Genomic DNA, 19,532 nt, shown 5'->3' on the forward strand with positions numbered 1-19,532 from the left:
GTCGCCCTTGATGTGGCGGCGCCCGTCCGTCGTTGTTTTTTCAGAGGCGCCAGGGCGGCGGCTCGGGCGGCAAATAGCGGCAGGTGCTGCCGGTCGAGACGGTCTCGCGCAGGTGACCCGCGAGGGCCGGATGACGCTCGTCGAGCTTGCGCAGGGTGTCCCGGATCCGCGCGGTGACCGTCTTGCGGGCCCGCTCGGCCTCGTCGCCCAGCCGGCGGCTCCGGCCGGCCAGCCCGGCCGCGGCGCGCAGCTCGTCGAGCAGCGCGCCGCGTTCACCGTCCAGCGCGGCCACCTTCCGGTCGTCGCCGCGCGCGGCGGCCCGGTCGATCTCCTCGTCGAGGCGTTCCAGGTGCCGCCGGTACCGGGCCTTCGCCTCGTCGTCGAGGACCGGATCGCCGCCCATCCGGCGGGCGGCGACCAGCTCCGGCCCTGCGGCCGGGTCGAGCAGTTCCACCGCCGGAATGTCACTGCCCGGCCGGCTCAGCAGCAGATGCAGGTCGTGCAGCCCCTTGGCGTCGGGCAGGTGCACGACGGCGCCGGCGTAGGCGAGCTGCCAGACCGGCCCGTCGCGGCGGAACTCGTACCCCTCGACCGGCGCTCCGGCCGGCGCGACCTGGCGCGGCCCGACGGCCGGACCTGGTTCCGCTGCCTGGCCTGACGCGACGAGCCGGCCTGCTTCCGTGGTCTGGCCTGACGCGACGAGCCGGCCTGCTTCCGTGGTCTGGCCTGACGCCTCGACCTGGTTGGCCGCGATGACCTGGTTGAGCGCAATGGCCTCGCCAGCCATGGTGAACTGGCCAGGGGTGGCGGGGTCGGCCGAGGTGGCGGCGCTGGGGGACGTCGGGCCGGCGAGCCGGTCGAGCACCTGGGTCATGCCGAGGGCGGTGGCGTCCCGCACGGTGGCGGCACTCAGGGTGGCCGCTGTCGCGGCGTCGCCCGGCTGGCCACGAGCGGCCAGGGCGTTCGCCAGCTCGGCGCGGGCGATGAGCGACCAAGACCGGGAGCCCATCCGGTCGGCAGCGTCGCGGGCCGCCTCGAAGCCCGCGATGGCGTCGTCCCAGCGCTCCTGGGCGGCGTCGACCACCGCGAGCCAGTGGTCCACGGGACCGCTGATGTCGCAGCCGAAGAGCGCCACCGTCCACTCTCCGTGGTGTGGGGTCAGTGCGGCGCGCGCGTCGTCGCAGCGCTGCGGGTCGCGGGACGCGGCCGCCGCCTGGGCGCGCAGCCGCAGCCAGAGCGGTGACACCGGGCGCGGGTACCGGATGTCGGCGGCCTCGATGCCGGCGGTCAGCCGGACCGCCGGCTCGTCGTCGCCGCGCTCCGCGGCGGTGATCGCCCGCAGCAGCTCCCGGTACGGGTAGTCGGCCGGGGCCAGTCCGTCCAGCAGTGCGTCGGCCTCGTCGAACCGGCCCTGGAGCAGCAGCCGGGACCAGAGCAGGTGATGGCCCATGAACGCGAACTCGGTGTGCCCCGGGTCGACGAAGTCGGTGAGGATGGCGAACCGCTCGTCGGCCTCGGCGAAGTCGCCCCGGAACGCCGCGATGATTCCACTGTCGATGGTCGCGGCCATCCGGTGCCGGGCCAGGTCGTCCTGCCCACCGCCGGTGACGAAGGCGGTGAACTCGTCGACGAAGCGGGGGTCGCCCAGCTCCAGCAGCGCCACCCAGCGCAGCGAGGTGGCCCACAGCTCGGTCTCCCGGTCGCCGGTGCGGCGGGCCACGTCCCGGATCTCCGAGGTGAGGGCGGCCCGGGCCGCCGCGGTGCCCAACCCCCAGGTGGTGTCGTGGCGGGCCCACAGGCTGAAGGTCAGCGTCTCGTCGTCCCGGCCCCGACGGGCGATCGTCTCGGTGGCGGTGATCAGGTCGGCGATCAACGTGCCGACCGACGCGGTGTCGTCCGGCTCGCCGATGAGCCGCCGGTACGCCTCCCGCACCAGCTCGACCGCGTTCATCGAGCGCCTGGTCTCGACCTGGCGGGAGCGGTGGACGGTGAGCGCCACACGGGCCAGCAGCACCGGGTCGTCGAGCGTACGGGCCAGCGTCGCAGCCTCGGCGAGCAGTCGCCCCGCCTCCTCCCGGCCGGCGTGGTGGTAGCGCACCTCGCCGAACTCGACGAGGATCCGGACCCGCTGCGCCCGGTCCTCGACGACCTCGAGCGCGCGGTGGAAGTGCACCCCCGCCTCGTCGGTGGCGAGCCGGGCGAACGCGTCCCGCCCCGCGGCGACGAGCAGCTCGGTGACCCGGGCCCGGTCGAGCGCGGGGCCGGCCAGGTAGGCGTGGCGGGCCAGGTCGGCCGGGATCAGCAGGTCGCTGAGCTCCGCCGGTGGGTCCACCGCCCGGACGACCGCGGCGTGCCGGGCCCGCCGGTCCTCGTCGCCGAGCCCGTCGTAGAGCGTTTCCCGAACCAGGTCATGGGCGAAGGCGAACCGGCCGCCGCCCCGGGCGACCACCAGCCGGGCGGTCACCGCCCGGTCGAGCAGCCGGTCGACCTGCGCCGCCGGCGCAGCCGCGCTGGCCGCCAGGACCTGACGGTGGAACTCCCGGCCCAGCACGGCGGCCACGGTCAACACCTCGACCACCGGTGCGGGCAGCTGGGCCAGCCGGCGGCGCACCGCCTCCCGTACGCCGGGTGCGATGGTGCCGCCGGCACCGTCGGCGCGCCACAGCCGGGCCGTCTGCTCGATGAAGAACGGGTTGCCCCCGGTACGCCGGTGCACCTCGTCGACCAGGCCGGCGTCGGGCTCCCGCCCGGCGGTACGCGCCATCAGCGCGGCCACCTCGTCCCGGGACAGGCCGGTGAGGGTGACCGTGGTCGCCTTCGTGACCAGCGGCATCAGCAGAGGGCGCAACGGGTGCTCGCCCGACTCGACCTCGGCGTCGCGGTAGGTGCCGATCAGCAGCAGCCGTTCGAACCAGGTGTGCTGGGCGGCGAACGCCAGCAGCCGCAGCGAGGCCGGATCGGCCCAGTGCAGGTCGTCGAGGACGACCACGACCGGCCGGTGCTGGGAGACGGCGACCAGCGCGGCGGTCACCGCGTCGTACAGGGCGAACGCCTCGCGGTCGGCGGTGTCGCCGCCCGTGTCGACGCCGGCCCAACTGGCGGTGCGACCGGCCTGCTCGCCGCCGGTGCCGGCCTCGCCGAGCAGGGTCGTGAGCGCCGGCTCCGCGGTCTCCCGCGCCACCGCCCAGTCGTCGGCGGAGCGTTGCAGGCCGCGGAGCACCTGCACCCACGGCCAGTAGCCGGGGGCGCTGTCGGAGTCCCAGCAGGCGGCGCCGAGCACCAGTGCCCCGCGCTGTCGAGCCTCGCGCGCCGCGGCCGTGACCAGGGTCGTCTTGCCGATGCCCGGCTCGCCGGTGACCAGGACAAGGGCCCCGTGGCTGGTGGTGGCCCGATCCAGCTCAGCACGCAGCAGACCTGCGGGATGATCCCGCCCGATGATGGCGTCGCCGAGCCGCGCGTCCATGGTTTCCAGACCGTACTGGAATCGTCTGACACCGGGGGATCGTTGGCGCTGCGCGCCCGGCCGGCGTCTCAGGTGTGAAGACGTCGCGGGCGGTGCCGGGAGTGTGTCGCGGACCCTTTTGGGGGTGACCTACCTCATCGCTCCCCAACCTTCCCTTTGTGGGTAGGATAGGGAGCGATGAAGGAAGACATGTATTCGGTCGAGCAGGTCGCCGACCGGCTCGGGCTGCACGTACGCACGGTGCGCGGCTACATCCGCTCCGGCCGGCTGAGGGCGGTGCGGATCGGCAAGCAGTATCGGATCGCCGCCGGTGACCTCGACGCGCTCACCGGGCAGACCCGGGCCACCACCGGCACCACGGCCGGGCCGGCGGAGGTGTCGAGCATCGTGCAGATCGACGGGGTCGACCGGGCCGCCGCCGACCGACTCGGCACGCTCGTGCTCACCAGCGCCAACACCGGCCACGACCCGGCCAACCCTCTGCGGGTGCAGACCGTGCACGACGAGGAGCGGCGACGCATGAAGATCATCATCCTCGGCGACCCCGCCGCGACCGCCGAGCTGCTGCACCTGCTCGACGCCGTGCTCAACGCCGACAACGGCCTGTTCGACAGGGAGGTCCACGATGCCTGACGAAGTCCAGGAACGCGCCGGGGTGCCGGTGCTGGTCTGCGACCCGGCGGGCCCGCCGCTGGCCACCGAACAGGACGCGCTCGACCTCATCGGCGCGGCCTTTCTCGGCGCCCAGGTGGTGGCCGTGCCGGCCAACCGGCTCGACGAGCGCTTCTTCTCGCTGGGCACCCGCTTCGCGGGCGACGTGATGCAGAAGTTCGTCAACTACCGGCTGCGACTGGCCGTGGTCGGCGACATCTCGGCGCACCTGGCGGAGAGCTCGGCGCTGCGTGCCCTGGTACACGAGTCGAACCGGGCCGGGCACATCTGGTTCGTCCCCGACCTCGACGCCCTCGACGCCCGCCTGCGCGCTATGTCGTAGCCGCCTCGGCCTCCCTACCGATCGCCATCTCGACCTCGTCCGGCTCAACGCCTCGGGCCTGCGCCTGCTCGGCCGCCCAGCGCAGGTACGCGAGCCACTCCTCCGACAACCAGTCGGACTGTCGGCCGACGCCGGCCTCGACGGGGAGGCGGCTGGCCACGACGCGGTCGAGGATCAGCGGCTGCACACCGCCCACCCCGCGCCGGTAACCGACGAAGTAGAGGACCTTCGTGAACAGTCCCGGCCCCAACCACGGCAGCCGAGCCTGGTTGGGGTCGCGGAATCTGCGGTAGGCCGTGCGCAGCGCGTCCTCGTCTGGCGCTGACGCGGACATCTCCTCCAGCGCGTACGCCAGACGTTTGCCGTCCGGGTCGGCGCCGAGCGACCTGGCGGCGCGCCACGGCCCGTACCCGATGGGTCCGTAGCCCCAGATCAGCACGGCGGTCAGCAGTTGGCGGGCGCTCGCCGAGCCGGCCCGGTACGCGTCGGCCACGGCGAAGACGTCGCGCCGCCAGACGTCGCCGCTGATTGGAAAGTTGTCCGGCCAGGCGTCCGGCGGCAACCCCGCCCGCCACCGGTCGACATTCACGATGACCGGGGCCTGCTCCCCTGGTAACGGCCTCTGCATTGCTGCCCTCCCTCAGGTCGCGCGCTTGGGGACCCGCGCGGTTCGGACGCTACGGTCGGGCACCCGTGCACGCCGTCCGCGGACGCCATATCGCGGTATCGACCGCCTGCCTGCCCTACGCGCATCCCCAGCGGCCTGATCGGCGAGTCGAACGCATCGGCCGACGACGGGGCGAGGCAAGCTGTGCGGCATGGGGCCGGAAATCGTGATCGCTGTGGTGTCCGCCGCCGTGGCGCTGATCAGCGTGGCGGTGACGTATCGGACTGCTCTCGTCACCCACCGCCTGCAGGACGAGACACGCAACCGCGAGAAGGTGGAACTCGCCGAGGATCTGTTCCGGCGTTACCGGGTGCCGCTGCTGTCGTCAGCTGAGTCGCTGCAGTCTCGGCTGCACAACGTGCTCAGCCGAAACTTCCTGCGCACGTACCTGCACTCCGGCGACAGCGAGGCCCAGCACTATGTCCGCCACAACACCGTGTACGTCCTCGCCGAACACCTGGCCTGGCTGGAGGTCCTCCGCCGTGAACAGCGCTTCCTCGATCTTGAGTCGGTGAAGAGCACCAAGGAGTTCTTCACTGCGATACAGCGGATTCACCATCCCTTGGCGACCGACTCACTGCCCGGCCCGTTCCGCGTGTTCCGGGGACACCAGCGGGCCATCGGTGAAGTCATGTTGCACCGAGTGGAGTCGCCTGAGGGCGCGGTGACCGAGGTGCTCGGATACGCGGCCTTCTGCGAACGCCTCGACACCGACCCGAGGTTCGCGTCCTGGTTCACCCGCCTCCTGAAGGAGGTGGACGAGGTAGAAGCCCGAGGCCAGCATGGGAATGAGCGGCTGGTACGCCTACAGAACGAACTCGTCGAGTTCATCGAACTGCTCGATCCCAAGGGTGAATGGCTCCCGTTGGAGCAACGCGAGCGACTGCCAAGAGCGGTCCCAGTCCTGCCCACCACGCGGACACCCAACGGCTGACGTTCGCCGGTCGGCTGGTGACTAGCCGCCGGGTGACCGGGTACGCGCGGTGCATGGGTAGCCACAAGCAGAACAAACACGACAGCGGTGGTGAGTCGGCGCGAGGCCGGCGGCATTCGGGCAGTGGCGCTCCGGGTCGCCAGGGCTCGCCCATGGAGCACTCGCCCGACCAACGGAACCGCCGTACCGCGACCGGCTCCGCCGGCACCGAGAACGACCTGGGCCGGGCCAAGGTCTCGGGCGAGGGGCGTGTTCAACGCCAGGGCGGCTCCTGACCGAACAGTCAACGGTGTAGCCGCCCCGCGCGTTCGCGGGGCGGCTACACCGGATGAGCCGTGTTACGCCGTCGCGCAGATGGCGTACGCCGTGTCGGACCAGTTCCCCGCGAACGCGTCCTCCTCGTACGCACCCGAGGCGGCCGACGTCGGAGCGGTGGCCGGACCACCGTTGGGCCGGAAGTCGTCCACGATCCCCTCGCCGGTGACACCGTTCAGCTCGTAGCCGGCGCCGGTCAGCACCTTCCCGACCGGACAGGTCGCGACGACACTGCGGAAGTCGAGGGAGTTGCTGGCACCCACCGCAGACGTCCGCACCAGGCCGGGCAACGGGTTGGCGCAGATCGCGTACGCGGTCGCGGACCAGTTCAGAGCGGTGGCATCCGACTCGTAGGCACCGACGTTCACCGAGGTCGGCGCCGCCGCGACCCCACCGTTGGGGCGGAAGTCGTCGACGACACCCTCACCGGTCACGCCGTTCAACTCGTAACCCGTACCGGTCAGCACCTTTCCGACCGGGCAGGTCGCCGTGACACTGCGGAAGTCGGCCGAGTTGCTGACGCTGGTTGCGGAGACCCGCACCAGGCCCGGCACCGGGTTGGCGCAGATCGCGTACGCCGTCACCGACCAGTTGCCGGCGAACGCCTCCGTCTCGTAGGCGCCCACGGTGACCGCCGTCGGCGCGGTGGCCGGGCCGCCGTTGGGGCGCAGGTCGTCGACGACGCCCTCACCCGTGACGCCGTTCAGTTCGTAGCCCGTGCCGGTCAGGACTTTGCCGACCGGGCAGGTGGCCGTGGCGCTGTGGAAGTCGGCGGAGTTGCTGACGCTGGTCGCGGCGATCCGCACCAGGCCGGGGACCGCGGCGGACGCCGGGCTCGCCGGGGCGACCACCGCCGCGGCCACGACAAGACCGAGCACGAGTACGGACGCTCGGGCACCGAACCGCCGGCCTTGTTTCTGAGCACGCATATGTTTCTCCCGTCTGAGGCCCCGGTGGCGGCTGCTCGGTTCAGGGGAACCGGTGCCGACACCAAGGCCGATCGTGATGACGGGTTCACGGTAGGTAGTGGCATGACCAGGCATTATCTCCAAACTGACTACGTCGCGTAACGGACCAGTGGCTGCGCCTGTCAGGTATCAACCTGGGCCCAACGAACAGCCAGATCCAGCGGACCCGGCAGGTCACCAACAGCCGCAACGGGCTGCGGAGTCGTCAGCCGGCGATAGCCCGAAGGTTCACCTCTGACAGGCGATTGGCGGAACGACAGAGGCCGTAACGCCCCATATCGTCAGGACACCTTGCAGTTACAGCCCGGGAAGGCGCCGGCCAGCCGGGCCATCCCCATGCTGGCAAGCACCGCACCGACGATCGGCCACGGGAGATCAACATGGACGTGCTCTCGGAAGAGCTCCGTCGTGAGCAGAAGTACTTTGACGCGGCGTGGGATCACCGAGAGCGGATGCGTACGAACTTGAGTCTCGCCGCCGGAGCCGCGGCCAACAGTGGTGCCGCCACCCGCATCAAGCAGGACACCCGGGCTCGGCTCGACCGCATCGGTGCGTCAGATGAGCCTGTCGCGTTCGGCCGGATGGATGACGAGGGCGGCGAGCGCTTCTACATCGGCCACCATGCGATCTTCGACGATGACTCTGAACTACTGGTCATGAATTGGCAGGCGCCAGCGGCAGCCCGCTACTACGAGGCCAGTCACGCCGACCCCAGGAAATTGCGGCTTAAGCGCACCTACGACTGCTCCATGAACCGAATCGCCTCGTTCAGCGACATCGTCTTCGCTCAGCTCGCCGAGGCGGTCGAGGAGCTGGAGGCGTACGAGGAGATCAGCGACGCGCTGCTCAGCGATCTGGAGAGCAACCGCACCGGCACGATGCAGGAGATCGTGCGGACGATCCAGGCGTCGCAGTTCGACCTCATCCGTGCCGACGCCGATCAGCTGACGATCATCCAAGGCGGCCCGGGGACGGGCAAGACGGCAATCGCCCTGCACCGGGTCTCCTGGTTGTTGTTCAACAGCCTCGGCAACCTGACCGCAGACGACATTCTGATGGTGGGGCCCAGCCCGACCTTCACCCGTTACACCCGGCTGGTGCTGCCCAGCCTCGGTGACACCAGCGTCACCCAGGTCGATGTGCACCAGTTGCATCCGCCGGTGAAGCGGGGCCGCCAGGACGATCCGGCCGCTGTCAAGCTCAAGGGGGACGGCCGGTTGGCTGGGCTCGTCCGGCGGGCGCTCTATGGCCGAGTAGGCCCAGCAGAAAGCCAGCAGTGGGTCGAGGTGCAGATCGGGAATCGCACGCTGAGCCTCACCGCCGAGGAGCTGAAGCCACTGGTGAGCCGCTCCCGCGCGAGCGCTGGCACCTACTCGGAGCGCCGTCAGCTCTTTCGGGAGCTGTTGACCGAGCTCGTTGGATCCCGGGTGCGGATGGATCGCAGTCGTCTGCGCCTCGCACTGGATCCGGTGATGGACCGGCTCTGGCCGTCCTTCACTCCAGCGTCGTTCCTGCGGGAGCTCTACGGCTCACGGGACCGGCTGATCGCCGCGGCCGGCGACGAGTTCACGGCACGAGAGGTGTCCGTGCTGCACCGGCGACCGGCCGAACGGCTCTCGGACGAGACGTGGAGCGACTCCGACCTCGCCGTACTTGACGAGCTCGACCACCTGATCAACGGCGTCAAGGCGGGTTACCTGCACATCGTGGTGGACGAGGCGCAGGACCTCTCCCCCATGCAACTCCGTGCGATCGCACGCCGATCCCGCAACGGGTCGATGACGGTGGTCGGGGACATCGCCCAGTCGACCGGACACTGGGCGCGCGACGACTGGGACGACCTGCTGGACCATCTCCCGGCGGAGCTGCCCCACGTGCTGGAAGAGCTGCACTACGGCTACCGCGTCCCCCGGCAGGTCTTCGACCTCGCGGCCAGACTCCTACCGATCGCCGCGCCCGACGTCGAAGCACCCCAGGTCGTGCGGGACGGGCCGGCGGATCCAACCATTCACCGGGTAGAAGACGAGGATGAGCGGGCCTCGACAGCGGTCCGAGTGGCCATGGACCACGCCTCGCATGGTCGGTCCGTGGCCATCATCTGCCCAGCGTCGGGCCGGGCGGACATCGAACGGCAGCTCACGGTCAGGGATGTCGTCTGGCGGGCAGCTTCCGCTGGCGACCTAGGGCCGGGCGTGAACGTGGTCAGCCCGCAGGAGTCCAAGGGGCTCGAGTTCGACGCGATCGTGGTCGTGGAGCCGGACGACATCATCGCCGAAGACGAGCGTGGTCACCGACTTCTCTATGTCGCTCTCACCCGCACGACGAGGTACCTCGACATCGTCGCTCTCCACATTCCGACCGAATTGAGCATAGAGAGGATCGAAACCAGCACGGAGCCGAACTCGAACGCGACCAACGTGGAGGATCCACGGCGTCAGGAGGCTGAGCGTTCCACGGTTACTGGTCCCCTCGAGGAACGCGAGTCGGACGGGCGCGTGGCTCCCGCCGCGGAATCGGATACGTCGACGGTCACGCAGCTGTCACCGCGCCCGGTGTCGCGGCGCTTCGTCGATCTCGGGGCCGAAGAGGTTGTGGCGCTGCTCAAGGAAACAGTGGCACCGAACCTCTGGCACGCCGTCCTGAACAGAGCCGGTGAGCTGCTCGATCAGGAGTCAGAGCGATGACTTGTTGACGGAGCGACAAGGGCCGCGGTCGAGCGCAGACCGGGCCTTCGACTCCTGATCGCGTCCCGCCCCTAGGCGAGAGACGACCGCCGCAGAGGGCGGGGCACCCGTCAATCTGAAGCCACTCAGCGAGCACATCAAGGACGTCCGGCGCGACAAGGCGACGTGAGGGAGGCGGCGCCTCTGGAGATCGAGAAACGAGCGTTGCTATTCAGTCGTCCCCGGGCCGCAGGTCAACCCTAATTTGCGCCAACTCACCCTGCTGCTCCGGGCTGAGCTGGCGGGCCAGACTCCGAAGCAGCTCCTCCTGTCTTGGCTGGCCGAAGGCGATCCGGTACATGGCCGTTGAATTCAACAGATGCGGCAGCACGGATGCGTCTCGCGTGTAGGGAGCGACCAGCAGGTGCCGCTCGATGCTCGCAGGCCCTTCGAAGACCCAGTACGGCACGATTTCTGACTCGCCCTCGGGCCGGCACCTTGCTGCGGCTTCGAACATCGATCGCCACGGGTCCCCGTCAGGGTTCGAAGGCAAGCCGCAGCGGTGTGCCACGTTCTTCCGCACGGCATGCCCCTTGTAGCGGTGCACCCGGCCTTCGCGCTGCTCCAGATCGACCGGATTGTGCGGCAGGTTCCAGTGCACCACGGCATGGCAGTAGAGATGGAAGTCCAAGCCCTCCTGACCGATGGAAGTGGTGGCCAACACAAACGGCCAGAACGGCGAATTGAACGCTTCGGAGACGCTTTCCGCACGTACCTCACCATTCATTTCGTCCCGTCCACGGCCGAAGCGGACGGCGTACCGACCGCGCATGTGGCGAAGGTCCAGACCCTTCGCCGCATCGACAACGTCCACCTGATACGGCACGGCCCGGAGTGTCGCTGCACGAAAAACATGGTCGGCGAGGTCTGGCAGAGCCTCCGCGTCGAAGCGCTGCCACTCGGTCACGACGTGCAGGTACTCGTCGAGCACTGCCTGAAGGTTGCCGCGGGCGGCATAGCTCAGGCACTCGCGCCAGAACACGCTGCTGTCCTCGCTGGCGACGACCGCGGCTGCCTCCGGACCGTTGAACATGGCCCGGATTCCTGAAGCGATGCGTGCCGCCGCTGGCAGCGACATCTCTGGCGTCGCTAGCGGTAGCACCCGCCGAATGGCACGGAGCGCGCACACTGCTGGGGAGGCGAGTGACACCTCGGCAAGAACCTCGACCAGGTCTCCCGGAGGAGAACCGACGTCCCGCGGCAGCCCACCCGACGCCACGATGCGCTGCCAGTCATGCATCCGGCTCCGATAGGTCTCCGCCTCATCGCCCATCCGGCTGTCAGCCAGATCTATCGCGGCGGTCGCTTCTCCCGCTATTTGTCGCTCGTGGTCCAGCAGCAGCATTGCCAGCCAGTACCACCTCGGATCGGTCGGCCCACTCCGGTGCCCTGCCGTCAGCCTGTCGATCCGACCGCGCAACAGCCGCTGCGCACCGTCCGAAACCGTTTGCCAGGTTGGCAGTTGGCTGGCGCTCACGCCCATCGCGAGCGGATCGACCGCGTCGGCCAGGGCCAGGCTCGGATAAAGCAGGAGGTAGGTGGTGTCGGCCTCGAGACGCAGCGGGCGAGCCGCCCGGCTCACCGCTTCGGTGTACGTCACGTCGGGTCGCGCACCGGTGGTCGCGCGTTCGACCTCGTAGCTCAGCATCGCGCTGATCGAGTTCGGTACGGCATGCCAGGCAGAGAAGACCAACTGCTTGGTGAATGCCCGCGCCACCGGCGACTCGAAGGGGCCGTCAGCCCGGTAGTACGGCGCAGATGCCGGCAACCACAGCAGACGATGTGTCGCAGGACCCGCAGCGGAGTTCAGGAGTTGACGCAGTCGGGCGTGGCCTGGCTCTAACTTCTGGTAGGTGTCTACGTCGGACCAGGGGATGGTGGCGGTGGTATGTGCCAGGACTCCGGTGATCGCTGCCGGCTCGTCGGCTATCGAGATCGCTTCCTGCAGTGCCGCCTTGACCTGATAGTTCTCCCGGTTGAGGAAGCTGAGCAGGTAGGGAGTCGACTTCCACAATTCGATCAGATCGTGATCGCGAATGCCCTCCCCCAGGGGAATTCGGCCTGCCAGTCGACTAGCTGCGAGGTAGCCGCGGATCTCCTCCGCGTCCGGCGCCGGCACGCCCTGCGTCACGGTGCGCAGCATGCCGTCGCGGTCTGCGGTGCTCGCCAGGCGCTCGGTACGCACCATCACCGTTCGCAGCCGGGCGGAGATGGCATCGGTCACCACCCTAACCGGGCCGAGGCCGTCGTCGGGAATGCGGGTCAGCGCCCACCGCAACTGACGAAGGTCGGCGGCGAGCCCTGCCGCACTGGGTTCGCCAGCCAGGAATCCGATGGTACGCAGCAGGTCACGGTAGTGATCATCCTCGCCTGCGGCCCGTTCCACGTCCGTGGTGTGCATCCGGTACGGCGTAGCCGAGAGGAGGAGGGTGCGCGTGGCCGCAAGGTTTTTCCTGCCGCCGCCTCCCGTGAGCAGGTTTTCCAGCAGCGACTGGATCTCGGGCTCGGTGCTGTGCAGCAGATCGGCGAAGCGTTGGAACTCGTCGAAGATGACCAGATCGGGACGGAGCAGTTCGGCACCTGTGGCGGCCATCGCCCGGCGCACGCACCCGATGAACTCGTTGCGCACCGCGTTGGCATCCGGATCCCGGCGAGACGTCTTCCGGAACTCGCTGTCGAGCCAGTCGAGCGTTTCCCGCATCCAGGACCCGCTGGCCTCCCGGTACCGAGCGTTCACTGCACTGAAGTGCCGCGCGAAGATGTGCTTGGCCCCCCACACCGGCTTCAACGGCCCGCGAGCAGCGGCGAACCTCTCCCGTAGGTCGCGCAGGCTGCCGTCACGGTCGCTGATGTTGCCCGCAAAGGCCCGGTAGACGCCCTTCCGCTCGGTTGCATCTGTGCCGAGCGTACTTGCCAGAAACTCCAGTGCGACAGCGCGTTCGGCCAACGTGCCGAGGGCGGTGCCGTGCTGGAGTGACGTGCCAGGGGTGAGCGCAACGAGGTTGACGCCCCTCGGTTGCGCCCCGGGTTGTCCCGGCAACAGGGAGAGCCGGCCAGCAGCTGCCGTAGTCGATACCCCATGCGGGCTGAGCTTGCGGAGGTTCTGACGGGCGATCGCGGTGTTGGAGCAGACGTAGATGATGTCGATTCGCTGGTCGCCGAGTTCGCGCAGATGAGCGATTGTCTGAGCAACCACAGCTCGAGCCACCAGGGTCTTGCCGAGTCCAACCTCGTCGGCGACGAGGAATCGGGTGGCCGGCTCAGGATCCAGATACATCCGGCGGAAGACGTACTGTGCGGTCCTGCGCTGGAAGTCGGTGAGTCCGGCGAGTGCGGCGGCTTCAGCCATGGATGTCCTCCTGGGCAACGTGCCATACGGCGTCCCAGAGCCCGTCCAGGCCATCGGGCAATTGCCCGCCGCCATCCCGGACCGTCTTGAGCAGGTCGGCCACCTCACGCAGGCGCCCGGGATCCTTGGCGAGGGCTCTGAGCATCACCTCTGTCAGCGGTAGCCGCTCGAGGTCCGCGCCGGTCCAGTCGTACGCGCCGACGCGATCCACCTCTTCGCCGTTCAAGGGCAGCTCGTCGTCGGCGAGCAGGGCAAGCAGGTAACGCACCAGGCGGTGCGCATCCCCCACCAGGTCCGCGATGAGCCGCTGCCTCCGATCTTCGGGCTCGCCGTGCAGGGTGCACCTGACGACAAAGACGGTGCTCAGCCCAGCCAGCGTCAGTTCGATGACCAGGAACGCGGAAAGGTTGGTGAGTGTGGCTGAAGTGCAGAACACCAGCCGGCCCTCGGTGTCGAACACCGACGGCTGGTCGAGTTGCGCGACTGTCGCCGGCCGACAGCGCACCTCGACCCCGGCCGGAAGCGGCAGCGGTTTGTCGGACCGGTAAGTGACCTCGTAGCGGCCGGGCTCGGACTCGGCAACGGTGGCGGTGAAGGGGATGGCGGTCACGGCTCGGCGTACCTCGTCGAGCTCGTCTCGGTTGTCGTCGGCCGGTTCGTGGCCGTCCTCGGCCTCCCAGCTCAACAGCAGGTCCCGGAAGGTGCGCCTCTCGGGATCCCCCTCCCTGCGCTGTTGCAGTAGAGCCCGCACGGAGTGCCGTTCTGCTGTCGTATCCAGTTGCAGCAGAACCTCGACGTTGCGCTCGAAGGCGGCGCCGGTGGCGTTGGCGCTTCCGGTCCACCAGCTCGTTCCGGTGGCATCGTCAGTGACGTAAAGCTTGGCGTGCAGGCCGTCCTGCACGCGCCGAGGGTCGTCACGGCTCGCCCGCGGCACGTCGGGCGCATCATCTAGGACAGCGGAGTTCAGGGTGAAGCATTCGTATGTGCTGGCCGCCTGTCCGGCCGCAGAGAGGGCTTCCGGCCGGGACATCAGGGCTCGTCGTGTCGTCGCCGTCGGCAGGCGCTGCAGCGTCGTCGAGCTGAGGAACGGGGACACCACCAGGAGCCGGTGGCAGCTCTTCGGGAAGGGCCATGGCCCTTCGTCGAGGCCGAACACGTGCAGGCGGAGATTACGAAACCCCTCCGGGGGCGCGAATCGCACCGCATCGAGCTCGTCGGCGAGGGCGGCGATCGGCTTGTGCCGTGCGTCGGGCAGTGACGTGACCGACAGCGCGGGCAACCCGCGGACCAGGTCACCGATCCCCGCGAGCCGCTGACCGCCGGGGTCGGATTCCAGGACGGTGATCGTGTCCCAGCACCGGTCAAAGGTGAGGTTGCGGGTAGCGACAAGCAGCCGGAACGTCGGGCGCCCCGCCTCGTCGACATGGCGCAGTGCCCACAGCTTCGGGTGGAATGCGCCGCCACGGGGAGCGGTGACCGGCACGACCGCCTGCTCGATGAAGCCGAGGAGGGCTCTGCGACGGTGCAGGGGAGGGGCGATCTGCGCGGCATCGCAGAAAAGCGTGATCCGGTCGGCAGTACGGTGCAGCGCGTCGAGCAGGCCGATGGGTGTGAGCCCTTCCGGGGCCTCATCCTCGGAGTCGCCCGATTGGCCCGCGTCGAGGAGCGCGTGCGCCGCAGGAACCATGAGCAGGGTGGTCAGATTCAAGGTGTAGGTCGTGCCCACCGCGCAGTCCAGTCGGGTTCCGGGCAAGGGTCGGAGAGCGTCGACGAGAGTCCTTCGGTTGTCAGGCCGCACCATCGGCCACCTTTCCTGCAAGCCCGCCTTGCAGATCAGAAAGGAACTGTCGTACGGTCGGCCACCGGTACCTGAGTGGCGCGCCACCAATCGCATCGCCATCCCACGACTGAAGCGCCGGCTGATAGCTGAGCCGAGCGTAGCGGCCCTTTAGCGCGAGTTCCTGCTCCGTGACCCGCCGCCGCAACCCGGCATCTTCCAGCGCCGTTCGTGGATCCTTGACGGCGGCGCCGATCCAGTGTTCGAGGAAGGCACGGGTGCCGGGCCGCGCCCGGCCACGGCATCCGGAGACGACGCCCCAGAAGGCGTCAGACCGCGACCACCAATCCTGAAGGGAGTCAGACCGAGCCGTAATTTTCCCGATCCAGGCGTCGATCTCGCTGGCGACCCAGTCATCGAGATGGGACGTCTCGGCGCAAAGCAGCTTTGCCGCTCGCCGGGAAAGCAGAACGTTGTAGAGCAACTGGGCCCCGAAAGTGATGTCTGAAAAGTTGCGGGCATGCGTCAGCATCTCGCTGACAGGCGCCGGGAGGGTGAGTAGCGATTCGGACCACGGTTCTTCCTGGTCGTACCAAGCAGCAGGGTCCTCGGCAAGGCACGCGAGCATGGATGGCGCGCCTGCCTGACCTGCGCCAACGGCACGCGTGGATCGCATCCGGTCCCGCAGATAGCAGGCCTCGTCTCTGGTCAACTGCATGCTCAGGCCCGTGGCGGGATATTCGTCCGGCGGGTCGGGGAGCCCGGGGTCCCAGGGCGCCGGAGGGCCGCCGAGCACGACGTTCTCGTCGTCGCGGATAGTCCGGTCTCCGCGACCCGGTCGAGTCACCAAGTCGCGGTAGTCGGCGAGGGTCATGCGCGGTTGGGTGCGAACGCCCCAGGCGCCGAGGCCGTGCCAGTAGACCGAGGCCGGCAGGCGGGTGAGCTTTCTACCAGCGCGGTAGCCGATCACACCCTGATTGGCCCCGATCGGACGCAGTGCCTCGATCAGTCGCCACTCCTGCTCACGCAACCGGTCCTGGAACGCCTTGCGGCTGGGTCGCTTGGCCGCGACGGCGTAACAGGTCCACGGCACGAAAAGGAAATAGCGCAGGCGAGTCTGGATGGTCGACGTACCCGGAAAGAGAGCTTCCGAAAAGGCGTCACGGATGGTGCCGGTGCCGATCGGATCGAAGGTTTCCTTGTCGTCGAGTGCCGCGATCGCCTCACGGATCCGCCGACTTTGGTCGTCGTCCATGTCTAGCCAGGAAATCGTCGACACCGCGGAGGTGGAAATCATTCGCGCCTCTCCTGTACCAGGCTTGGGCTTGGCGATGCTGCATTCATGCGCTGGGCCGCTTCGCGTTCCGCCCACCGGGCAACGTCGCCGTCCTCGGTGACAAGGAAGGCGTCAATGAGCAACGCCCCGAGACTGCGCTGCGTCTCTGCGAGGAGAGACCGGTAGCGGCCGAAGTCCGGGAACGCCACCGCTACCGCGTCATGCGGATGCTTGTCCCGCAGCCGAACCGCTTTCAGGAGCGCGTGCGCGTACCAGTGGCCGGCCTGCGTGCTGGCCTGCGTCGGCTTGGCTTCGCCCGTCCGCCGCGGGTCGACGTACGACCTCGACGGGTATCCCTTGACCTCGACGTGTAGCCGCACCTCGCCGCGGCAGGCTTCGATGTCGGTGCCCTGTTGCCTCGTGGCAGTATTCATCACCTGGATAAGTGACCATCCCTGCTGGACCAGCCAGCTGCACAGGCGCGCCTGAACGTTGCCCTCCCAGAACCACTCCCGGGTGGCGTCCAGCGAGGCGGCGGCAGCCGGTCCCGGGTCGCACACCGCGGAGTCGGTCGCGCCAGCGCCGATCCTGTTGACGATGACGCCGGCGCTGTCATCACGAACCAACCGACCCTGCTCGGCGAGTGTGCGGCACCGCTGGTTGACCTGCTGGTGCAACTTCCCAGTTCGCTTGGCGAGCTCAGCGTCGGACAGGCCATTCGGGTTCTGGCGCAGCAGTTCGACGATGTCCTCTGCGATTGTCATGTGACTAGCCCTCCGGGCAGCCGAATCGGCTGTGGTGCCAGATGACGATGTCGGCAAGCCGGAGGACCGACAGTTGCCGACCATCCGGCGTTCGGACGCCCTCGCTGAACTCGGACAGCCACTCGTGGTTCGCCTTGAGATCCTCCAACAGGGCCGCGAAGAAGTCCGCTGGTCGTTCCCTCGATGTCCCATAGAAGTTGCGTAGAACGCTGTCGTAGAGCGGAACAAAGTGGGGACGGAGCCGGTGCAAGACCTTGCAGACGGCGACCGCCGTCCATTCGGGCACTTCACTCGTCAGCGTGTTCGCATCCCGCAGGAGCCGGAAGGCGTCGTCTTCGATGGAGCGGAGCGTGAGGAACTGCGGGTCGGAGGGTGTGGGTTCTGGGGACGTCTGATCCAGGACCTGTTGCATCGCCTCCCGCAGCCTCGTCGCCGCACTGGGACCGGGTTGGAACAGGGGGATGACTTCAGCGTGGCCGAGCCGGAGGCTCAACAGATTGCCAGCGAGACAGTCCAGGGGAGTCAATCGATCCGGCGTTGTGTACCACCGGTCGTAGCTACCGAACGCGAATCCAGCCGATGGGTCGATGTAAGCCGACAGGTGTTGGTCGGCGCACCCCCGCAATAGACCAATCGTCGCCATGGTGTGGTTCGGCATAGCTGCACTCCCCCGTTCACTGGCCTTCGTTCGCACCGCGCCCACGGCCTCCGCTACCGCTGTGGCGATGCCGCGTTCAGCAGCCTCCGCAAGGCAACGCCATCGATACTTCGCCGCTCATGCCCGCCATAGAGCAGCTTCGCTCCAAAGCTTGAATCCCGGAAGGACCGAAAGGGCCACGATCAGGTGGGCTGGTTGGCGCACAAGTGCGGGCCCGGTCAGCGGCCCGGGTGGGCAGTTTGAGGGGTGGTTGATTTTGCGCTGGGTCGCGGCGATTCAACAGGCGGGCACCTTGGGGCAGTCGCCCCCGCCGCTTCGCTATTCGCCACCGCCCACGTGACGTGGCTTCGGCACCTGCCGGTTGAAGCGCGGCTTGAGGGCGACGACGAGGGCGTCCTTCGTACCCTCCGGGTTGTCGGTCTCCTGCCAGCGGACCTCGCACCGACCCAGCCAGTCGGCAATATCGGCGGCCGACGCCGCGTTTTCCGGGGTGTCTAGGAGCTGTCCAACCTGGTCGTGCAGCACCGACGATCCGCGGTCTCCAGGGTGTACGGCTGGGGAGCCGTGAAGCCGGCCAGCAGGTCGTCGTGTGCGGTGTCGGGCATGTCCGGACGTTACCGGCGTGGGCCCTCATCGGTGGCCCCGCAGGGGCCGACGTGGTCGTCGGGGCGCCAGCAGCGGCCGGCCCCGTCGAGCTTGGCGTCACACCAGATTCGGGTACGCAGGAACTGGCGATCCTCCTCGCTGAGGGTGGTCTCGCCGAAGTCGATGGCGGTGACGTGGCCGAGCGAGTAGCGCAGGGCTGCGGCGAGGGTGATGGCCTCATCGAGGCTGGTCAGGGTGGTGGGGAGGTGGATGATCCAGCGGGGTGAGGTCATCGCTGCCACCGGCTGTTCGGTGAACCTTGATCTGAGTGACGGCAGCCGATGTGCCGCGACTGCCACTGCCGCAGCGCCTGGCGGATGCGTTCGGCCTCGGTGTTCGCCGTGCTCAGGTCGCGGTGCAGACGTTCGAGTTCGTCGGCTACCCGGTTGAGGTAGTCGCGCACCTGAGCGGGGTCGAGGCCGCGCCAGCGCGTGTCGAAGGAGGCAATGCGGGCGTGGTGTGGGTGCAGGCGTACTCCGGTCACGTAGATCATCGCTGCGGTGCCTTCTGCTCGGCGGTCAGGGCGCGGATCTGACGGTTGCTGAGGCCGCGTTGGTTTAGGCTCCGGCGGCCCCAGCGGTGCAGGCGGCAGGGGTGGGGTGCGCGGTCGTTGCAAGACGGCATGCGGTCGGGCCACTGCTCAGCGCGTGCACGGTGCCCGCCGTGACGGCAATGCTGACGTCTTCGGCAGTGACGTGGGGCGGTAGGGGCAGTTCACCGAGAATCTCGTCGACCGAGTCCATGGCCCTCCTTGATCGGTTGGTTGCGGCGCCGAGGCGGGCGGGTCGGTCGGTACGACCGCGCGTCCGTACCGACCGGAGCCCAGCACCCACCCTGGGCCTGCTTCCTGCTCGCTCGCCGCTAGGCGGCCGAGTCACGTGTTCGGCGTCGGAGCAGCGCGCGTCGGCCATGAACTCTGGTATCCGCGCCGGCGGTAACCGCTGCTCCGACGAAGTCAGGGACCTCAGTGCCTAGCTGGGGTCTTTCTCGCCTTCGCTC

At 68.8% G+C, this 19,532-nt stretch carries 14 protein-coding genes and 1 pseudogene; 4 read left to right on the forward strand and 11 right to left on the reverse strand.

Annotated elements, in window-relative coordinates; all coding sequences use genetic code 11:
• Window positions 1–40 precede the first annotated feature (40 nt).
• Window positions 41–3,463 carry an AAA family ATPase gene (locus tag EAD89_RS16395; protein WP_121676339.1) on the reverse strand — a complete coding sequence of 1,141 codons (3,423 nt, stop codon included), beginning with the start codon at window positions 3,461–3,463 and terminating at the stop codon, window positions 41–43.
• 177 nt (window positions 3,464–3,640) lie between these two features.
• Here EAD89_RS16395 and EAD89_RS16400 point away from each other — a divergent pair, with 177 nt between their 5' ends.
• Window positions 3,641–4,096 (forward strand): helix-turn-helix domain-containing protein, encoded by a 456-nt coding sequence (locus tag EAD89_RS16400; RefSeq protein WP_199733530.1) that lies wholly within the window; start codon window positions 3,641–3,643, stop codon window positions 4,094–4,096.
• Window positions 4,089–4,457, forward strand: a complete 369-nt coding sequence (locus EAD89_RS16405) for a DUF4180 domain-containing protein (protein WP_121676341.1) — start codon at window positions 4,089–4,091, stop codon at window positions 4,455–4,457. Before EAD89_RS16400 ends, EAD89_RS16405 begins: the two co-directional genes overlap by 8 nt.
• Here the strand turns inward: EAD89_RS16405 and EAD89_RS16410 are convergent.
• Complete coding sequence (locus EAD89_RS16410) at window positions 4,447–5,085, reverse strand: hypothetical protein (RefSeq protein ID WP_147458813.1); 639 nt, start codon at window positions 5,083–5,085, stop codon at window positions 4,447–4,449. The two genes, EAD89_RS16405 and EAD89_RS16410, sit on opposite strands and share 11 nt — an antisense overlap.
• Before the next feature lie 190 nt (window positions 5,086–5,275).
• Between EAD89_RS16410 and EAD89_RS16415 the strand changes: the two genes are divergently transcribed.
• Entirely contained in the window at window positions 5,276–6,058 is a 783-nt protein-coding gene (locus EAD89_RS16415; protein WP_121676343.1) for a hypothetical protein, read from the forward strand.
• Window positions 6,059–6,396: 338 nt separating this feature from the next.
• Here EAD89_RS16415 and EAD89_RS16420 read toward each other — a convergent pair whose 3' ends face one another.
• A complete protein-coding gene (locus EAD89_RS16420; RefSeq protein ID WP_121676344.1) occupies window positions 6,397–7,251 on the reverse strand; it encodes a hypothetical protein in 855 nt (284 codons plus the stop codon).
• Between the two features lie 470 nt (window positions 7,252–7,721).
• Here EAD89_RS16420 and EAD89_RS16425 point away from each other — a divergent pair, with 470 nt between their 5' ends.
• Window positions 7,722–10,025 carry a UvrD-helicase domain-containing protein gene (locus tag EAD89_RS16425; protein WP_121676345.1) on the forward strand — a complete coding sequence of 768 codons (2,304 nt, stop codon included), beginning with the start codon at window positions 7,722–7,724 and terminating at the stop codon, window positions 10,023–10,025.
• Between the two features lie 211 nt (window positions 10,026–10,236).
• Here EAD89_RS16425 and EAD89_RS16430 read toward each other — a convergent pair whose 3' ends face one another.
• The 8 genes and pseudogenes from EAD89_RS16430 to EAD89_RS16465 all read right to left on the reverse strand — a co-directional run bounded on the left by EAD89_RS16430 (window position 10,237) and on the right by EAD89_RS16465 (window position 19,026).
• Entirely contained in the window at window positions 10,237–13,413 is a 3,177-nt protein-coding gene (locus EAD89_RS16430) for a DEAD/DEAH box helicase (protein WP_158610746.1), read from the reverse strand.
• Window positions 13,406–15,139 carry a phospholipase D family protein gene (locus EAD89_RS16435; protein ID WP_147458814.1) on the reverse strand — a complete coding sequence of 578 codons (1,734 nt, stop codon included), beginning with the start codon at window positions 15,137–15,139 and terminating at the stop codon, window positions 13,406–13,408. Before EAD89_RS16435 ends, EAD89_RS16430 begins: the two co-directional genes overlap by 8 nt.
• Window positions 15,140–15,200: 61 nt before the next feature.
• Window positions 15,201–16,487: a DUF6361 family protein gene (locus tag EAD89_RS16440; RefSeq protein WP_121676348.1), complete on the reverse strand. Its 1,287-nt coding sequence runs from the start codon at window positions 16,485–16,487 to the stop codon at window positions 15,201–15,203.
• The gene (locus EAD89_RS16445; protein ID WP_121676349.1) at window positions 16,484–17,230 is read right to left on the reverse strand and encodes a hypothetical protein; all 747 of its coding nucleotides are present in this window, start codon (window positions 17,228–17,230) and stop codon (window positions 16,484–16,486) included. The genes EAD89_RS16440 and EAD89_RS16445 overlap by 4 nt, the downstream gene beginning before the upstream one ends.
• A 4-nt stretch (window positions 17,231–17,234) precedes the next feature.
• Window positions 17,235–17,888: a DUF6308 family protein gene (locus tag EAD89_RS16450; RefSeq protein WP_121676350.1), complete on the reverse strand. Its 654-nt coding sequence runs from the start codon at window positions 17,886–17,888 to the stop codon at window positions 17,235–17,237.
• A 318-nt stretch (window positions 17,889–18,206) separates the two neighbouring features.
• On the reverse strand, window positions 18,207–18,413 hold the full coding sequence (locus EAD89_RS16455; protein ID WP_121676351.1) for a hypothetical protein: 207 nt from the start codon (window positions 18,411–18,413) through the stop codon (window positions 18,207–18,209).
• 116 nt (window positions 18,414–18,529) lie between these two features.
• Window positions 18,530–18,766 (reverse strand): annotated as a pseudogene (locus EAD89_RS16460) (hypothetical protein); the annotation flags it as partial.
• Window positions 18,763–19,026 carry a DivIVA domain-containing protein gene (locus EAD89_RS16465; RefSeq protein ID WP_121676353.1) on the reverse strand — a complete coding sequence of 88 codons (264 nt, stop codon included), beginning with the start codon at window positions 19,024–19,026 and terminating at the stop codon, window positions 18,763–18,765. The pseudogene EAD89_RS16460 and the gene EAD89_RS16465, both read right to left, overlap by 4 nt.
• Window positions 19,027–19,532: the final 506 nt, after the last annotated feature.

Source organism: Micromonospora sp. BL4, assembly GCF_003667505.1.
Lineage (GTDB): Bacteria > Actinomycetota > Actinomycetes > Mycobacteriales > Micromonosporaceae > Micromonospora.

What these genes read in the sequence shown, in the direction of transcription:
- EAD89_RS16395 (WP_121676339.1), bottom strand. Translation starts at nt 3,463, where the DNA reads ATGGACGCGCGGCTCGGCGACGCCATCATCGGGCGGGATCATCCCGCA.
- EAD89_RS16400 (WP_199733530.1), top strand. Translation starts at nt 3,641, where the DNA reads ATGAAGGAAGACATGTATTCGGTCGAGCAGGTCGCCGACCGGCTCGGG.
- EAD89_RS16405 (WP_121676341.1), top strand. Translation starts at nt 4,089, where the DNA reads ATGCCTGACGAAGTCCAGGAACGCGCCGGGGTGCCGGTGCTGGTCTGC.
- EAD89_RS16410 (WP_147458813.1), bottom strand. Translation starts at nt 5,085, where the DNA reads ATGCAGAGGCCGTTACCAGGGGAGCAGGCCCCGGTCATCGTGAATGTC.
- EAD89_RS16415 (WP_121676343.1), top strand. Translation starts at nt 5,276, where the DNA reads ATGGGGCCGGAAATCGTGATCGCTGTGGTGTCCGCCGCCGTGGCGCTG.
- EAD89_RS16425 (WP_121676345.1), top strand. Translation starts at nt 7,722, where the DNA reads ATGGACGTGCTCTCGGAAGAGCTCCGTCGTGAGCAGAAGTACTTTGAC.
- EAD89_RS16430 (WP_158610746.1), bottom strand. Translation starts at nt 13,413, where the DNA reads ATGGCTGAAGCCGCCGCACTCGCCGGACTCACCGACTTCCAGCGCAGG.
- EAD89_RS16440 (WP_121676348.1), bottom strand. Translation starts at nt 16,487, where the DNA reads ATGATTTCCACCTCCGCGGTGTCGACGATTTCCTGGCTAGACATGGAC.
- EAD89_RS16445 (WP_121676349.1), bottom strand. Translation starts at nt 17,230, where the DNA reads ATGACAATCGCAGAGGACATCGTCGAACTGCTGCGCCAGAACCCGAAT.
- EAD89_RS16450 (WP_121676350.1), bottom strand. Translation starts at nt 17,888, where the DNA reads ATGCCGAACCACACCATGGCGACGATTGGTCTATTGCGGGGGTGCGCC.
- EAD89_RS16465 (WP_121676353.1), bottom strand. Translation starts at nt 19,026, where the DNA reads ATGATCTACGTGACCGGAGTACGCCTGCACCCACACCACGCCCGCATT.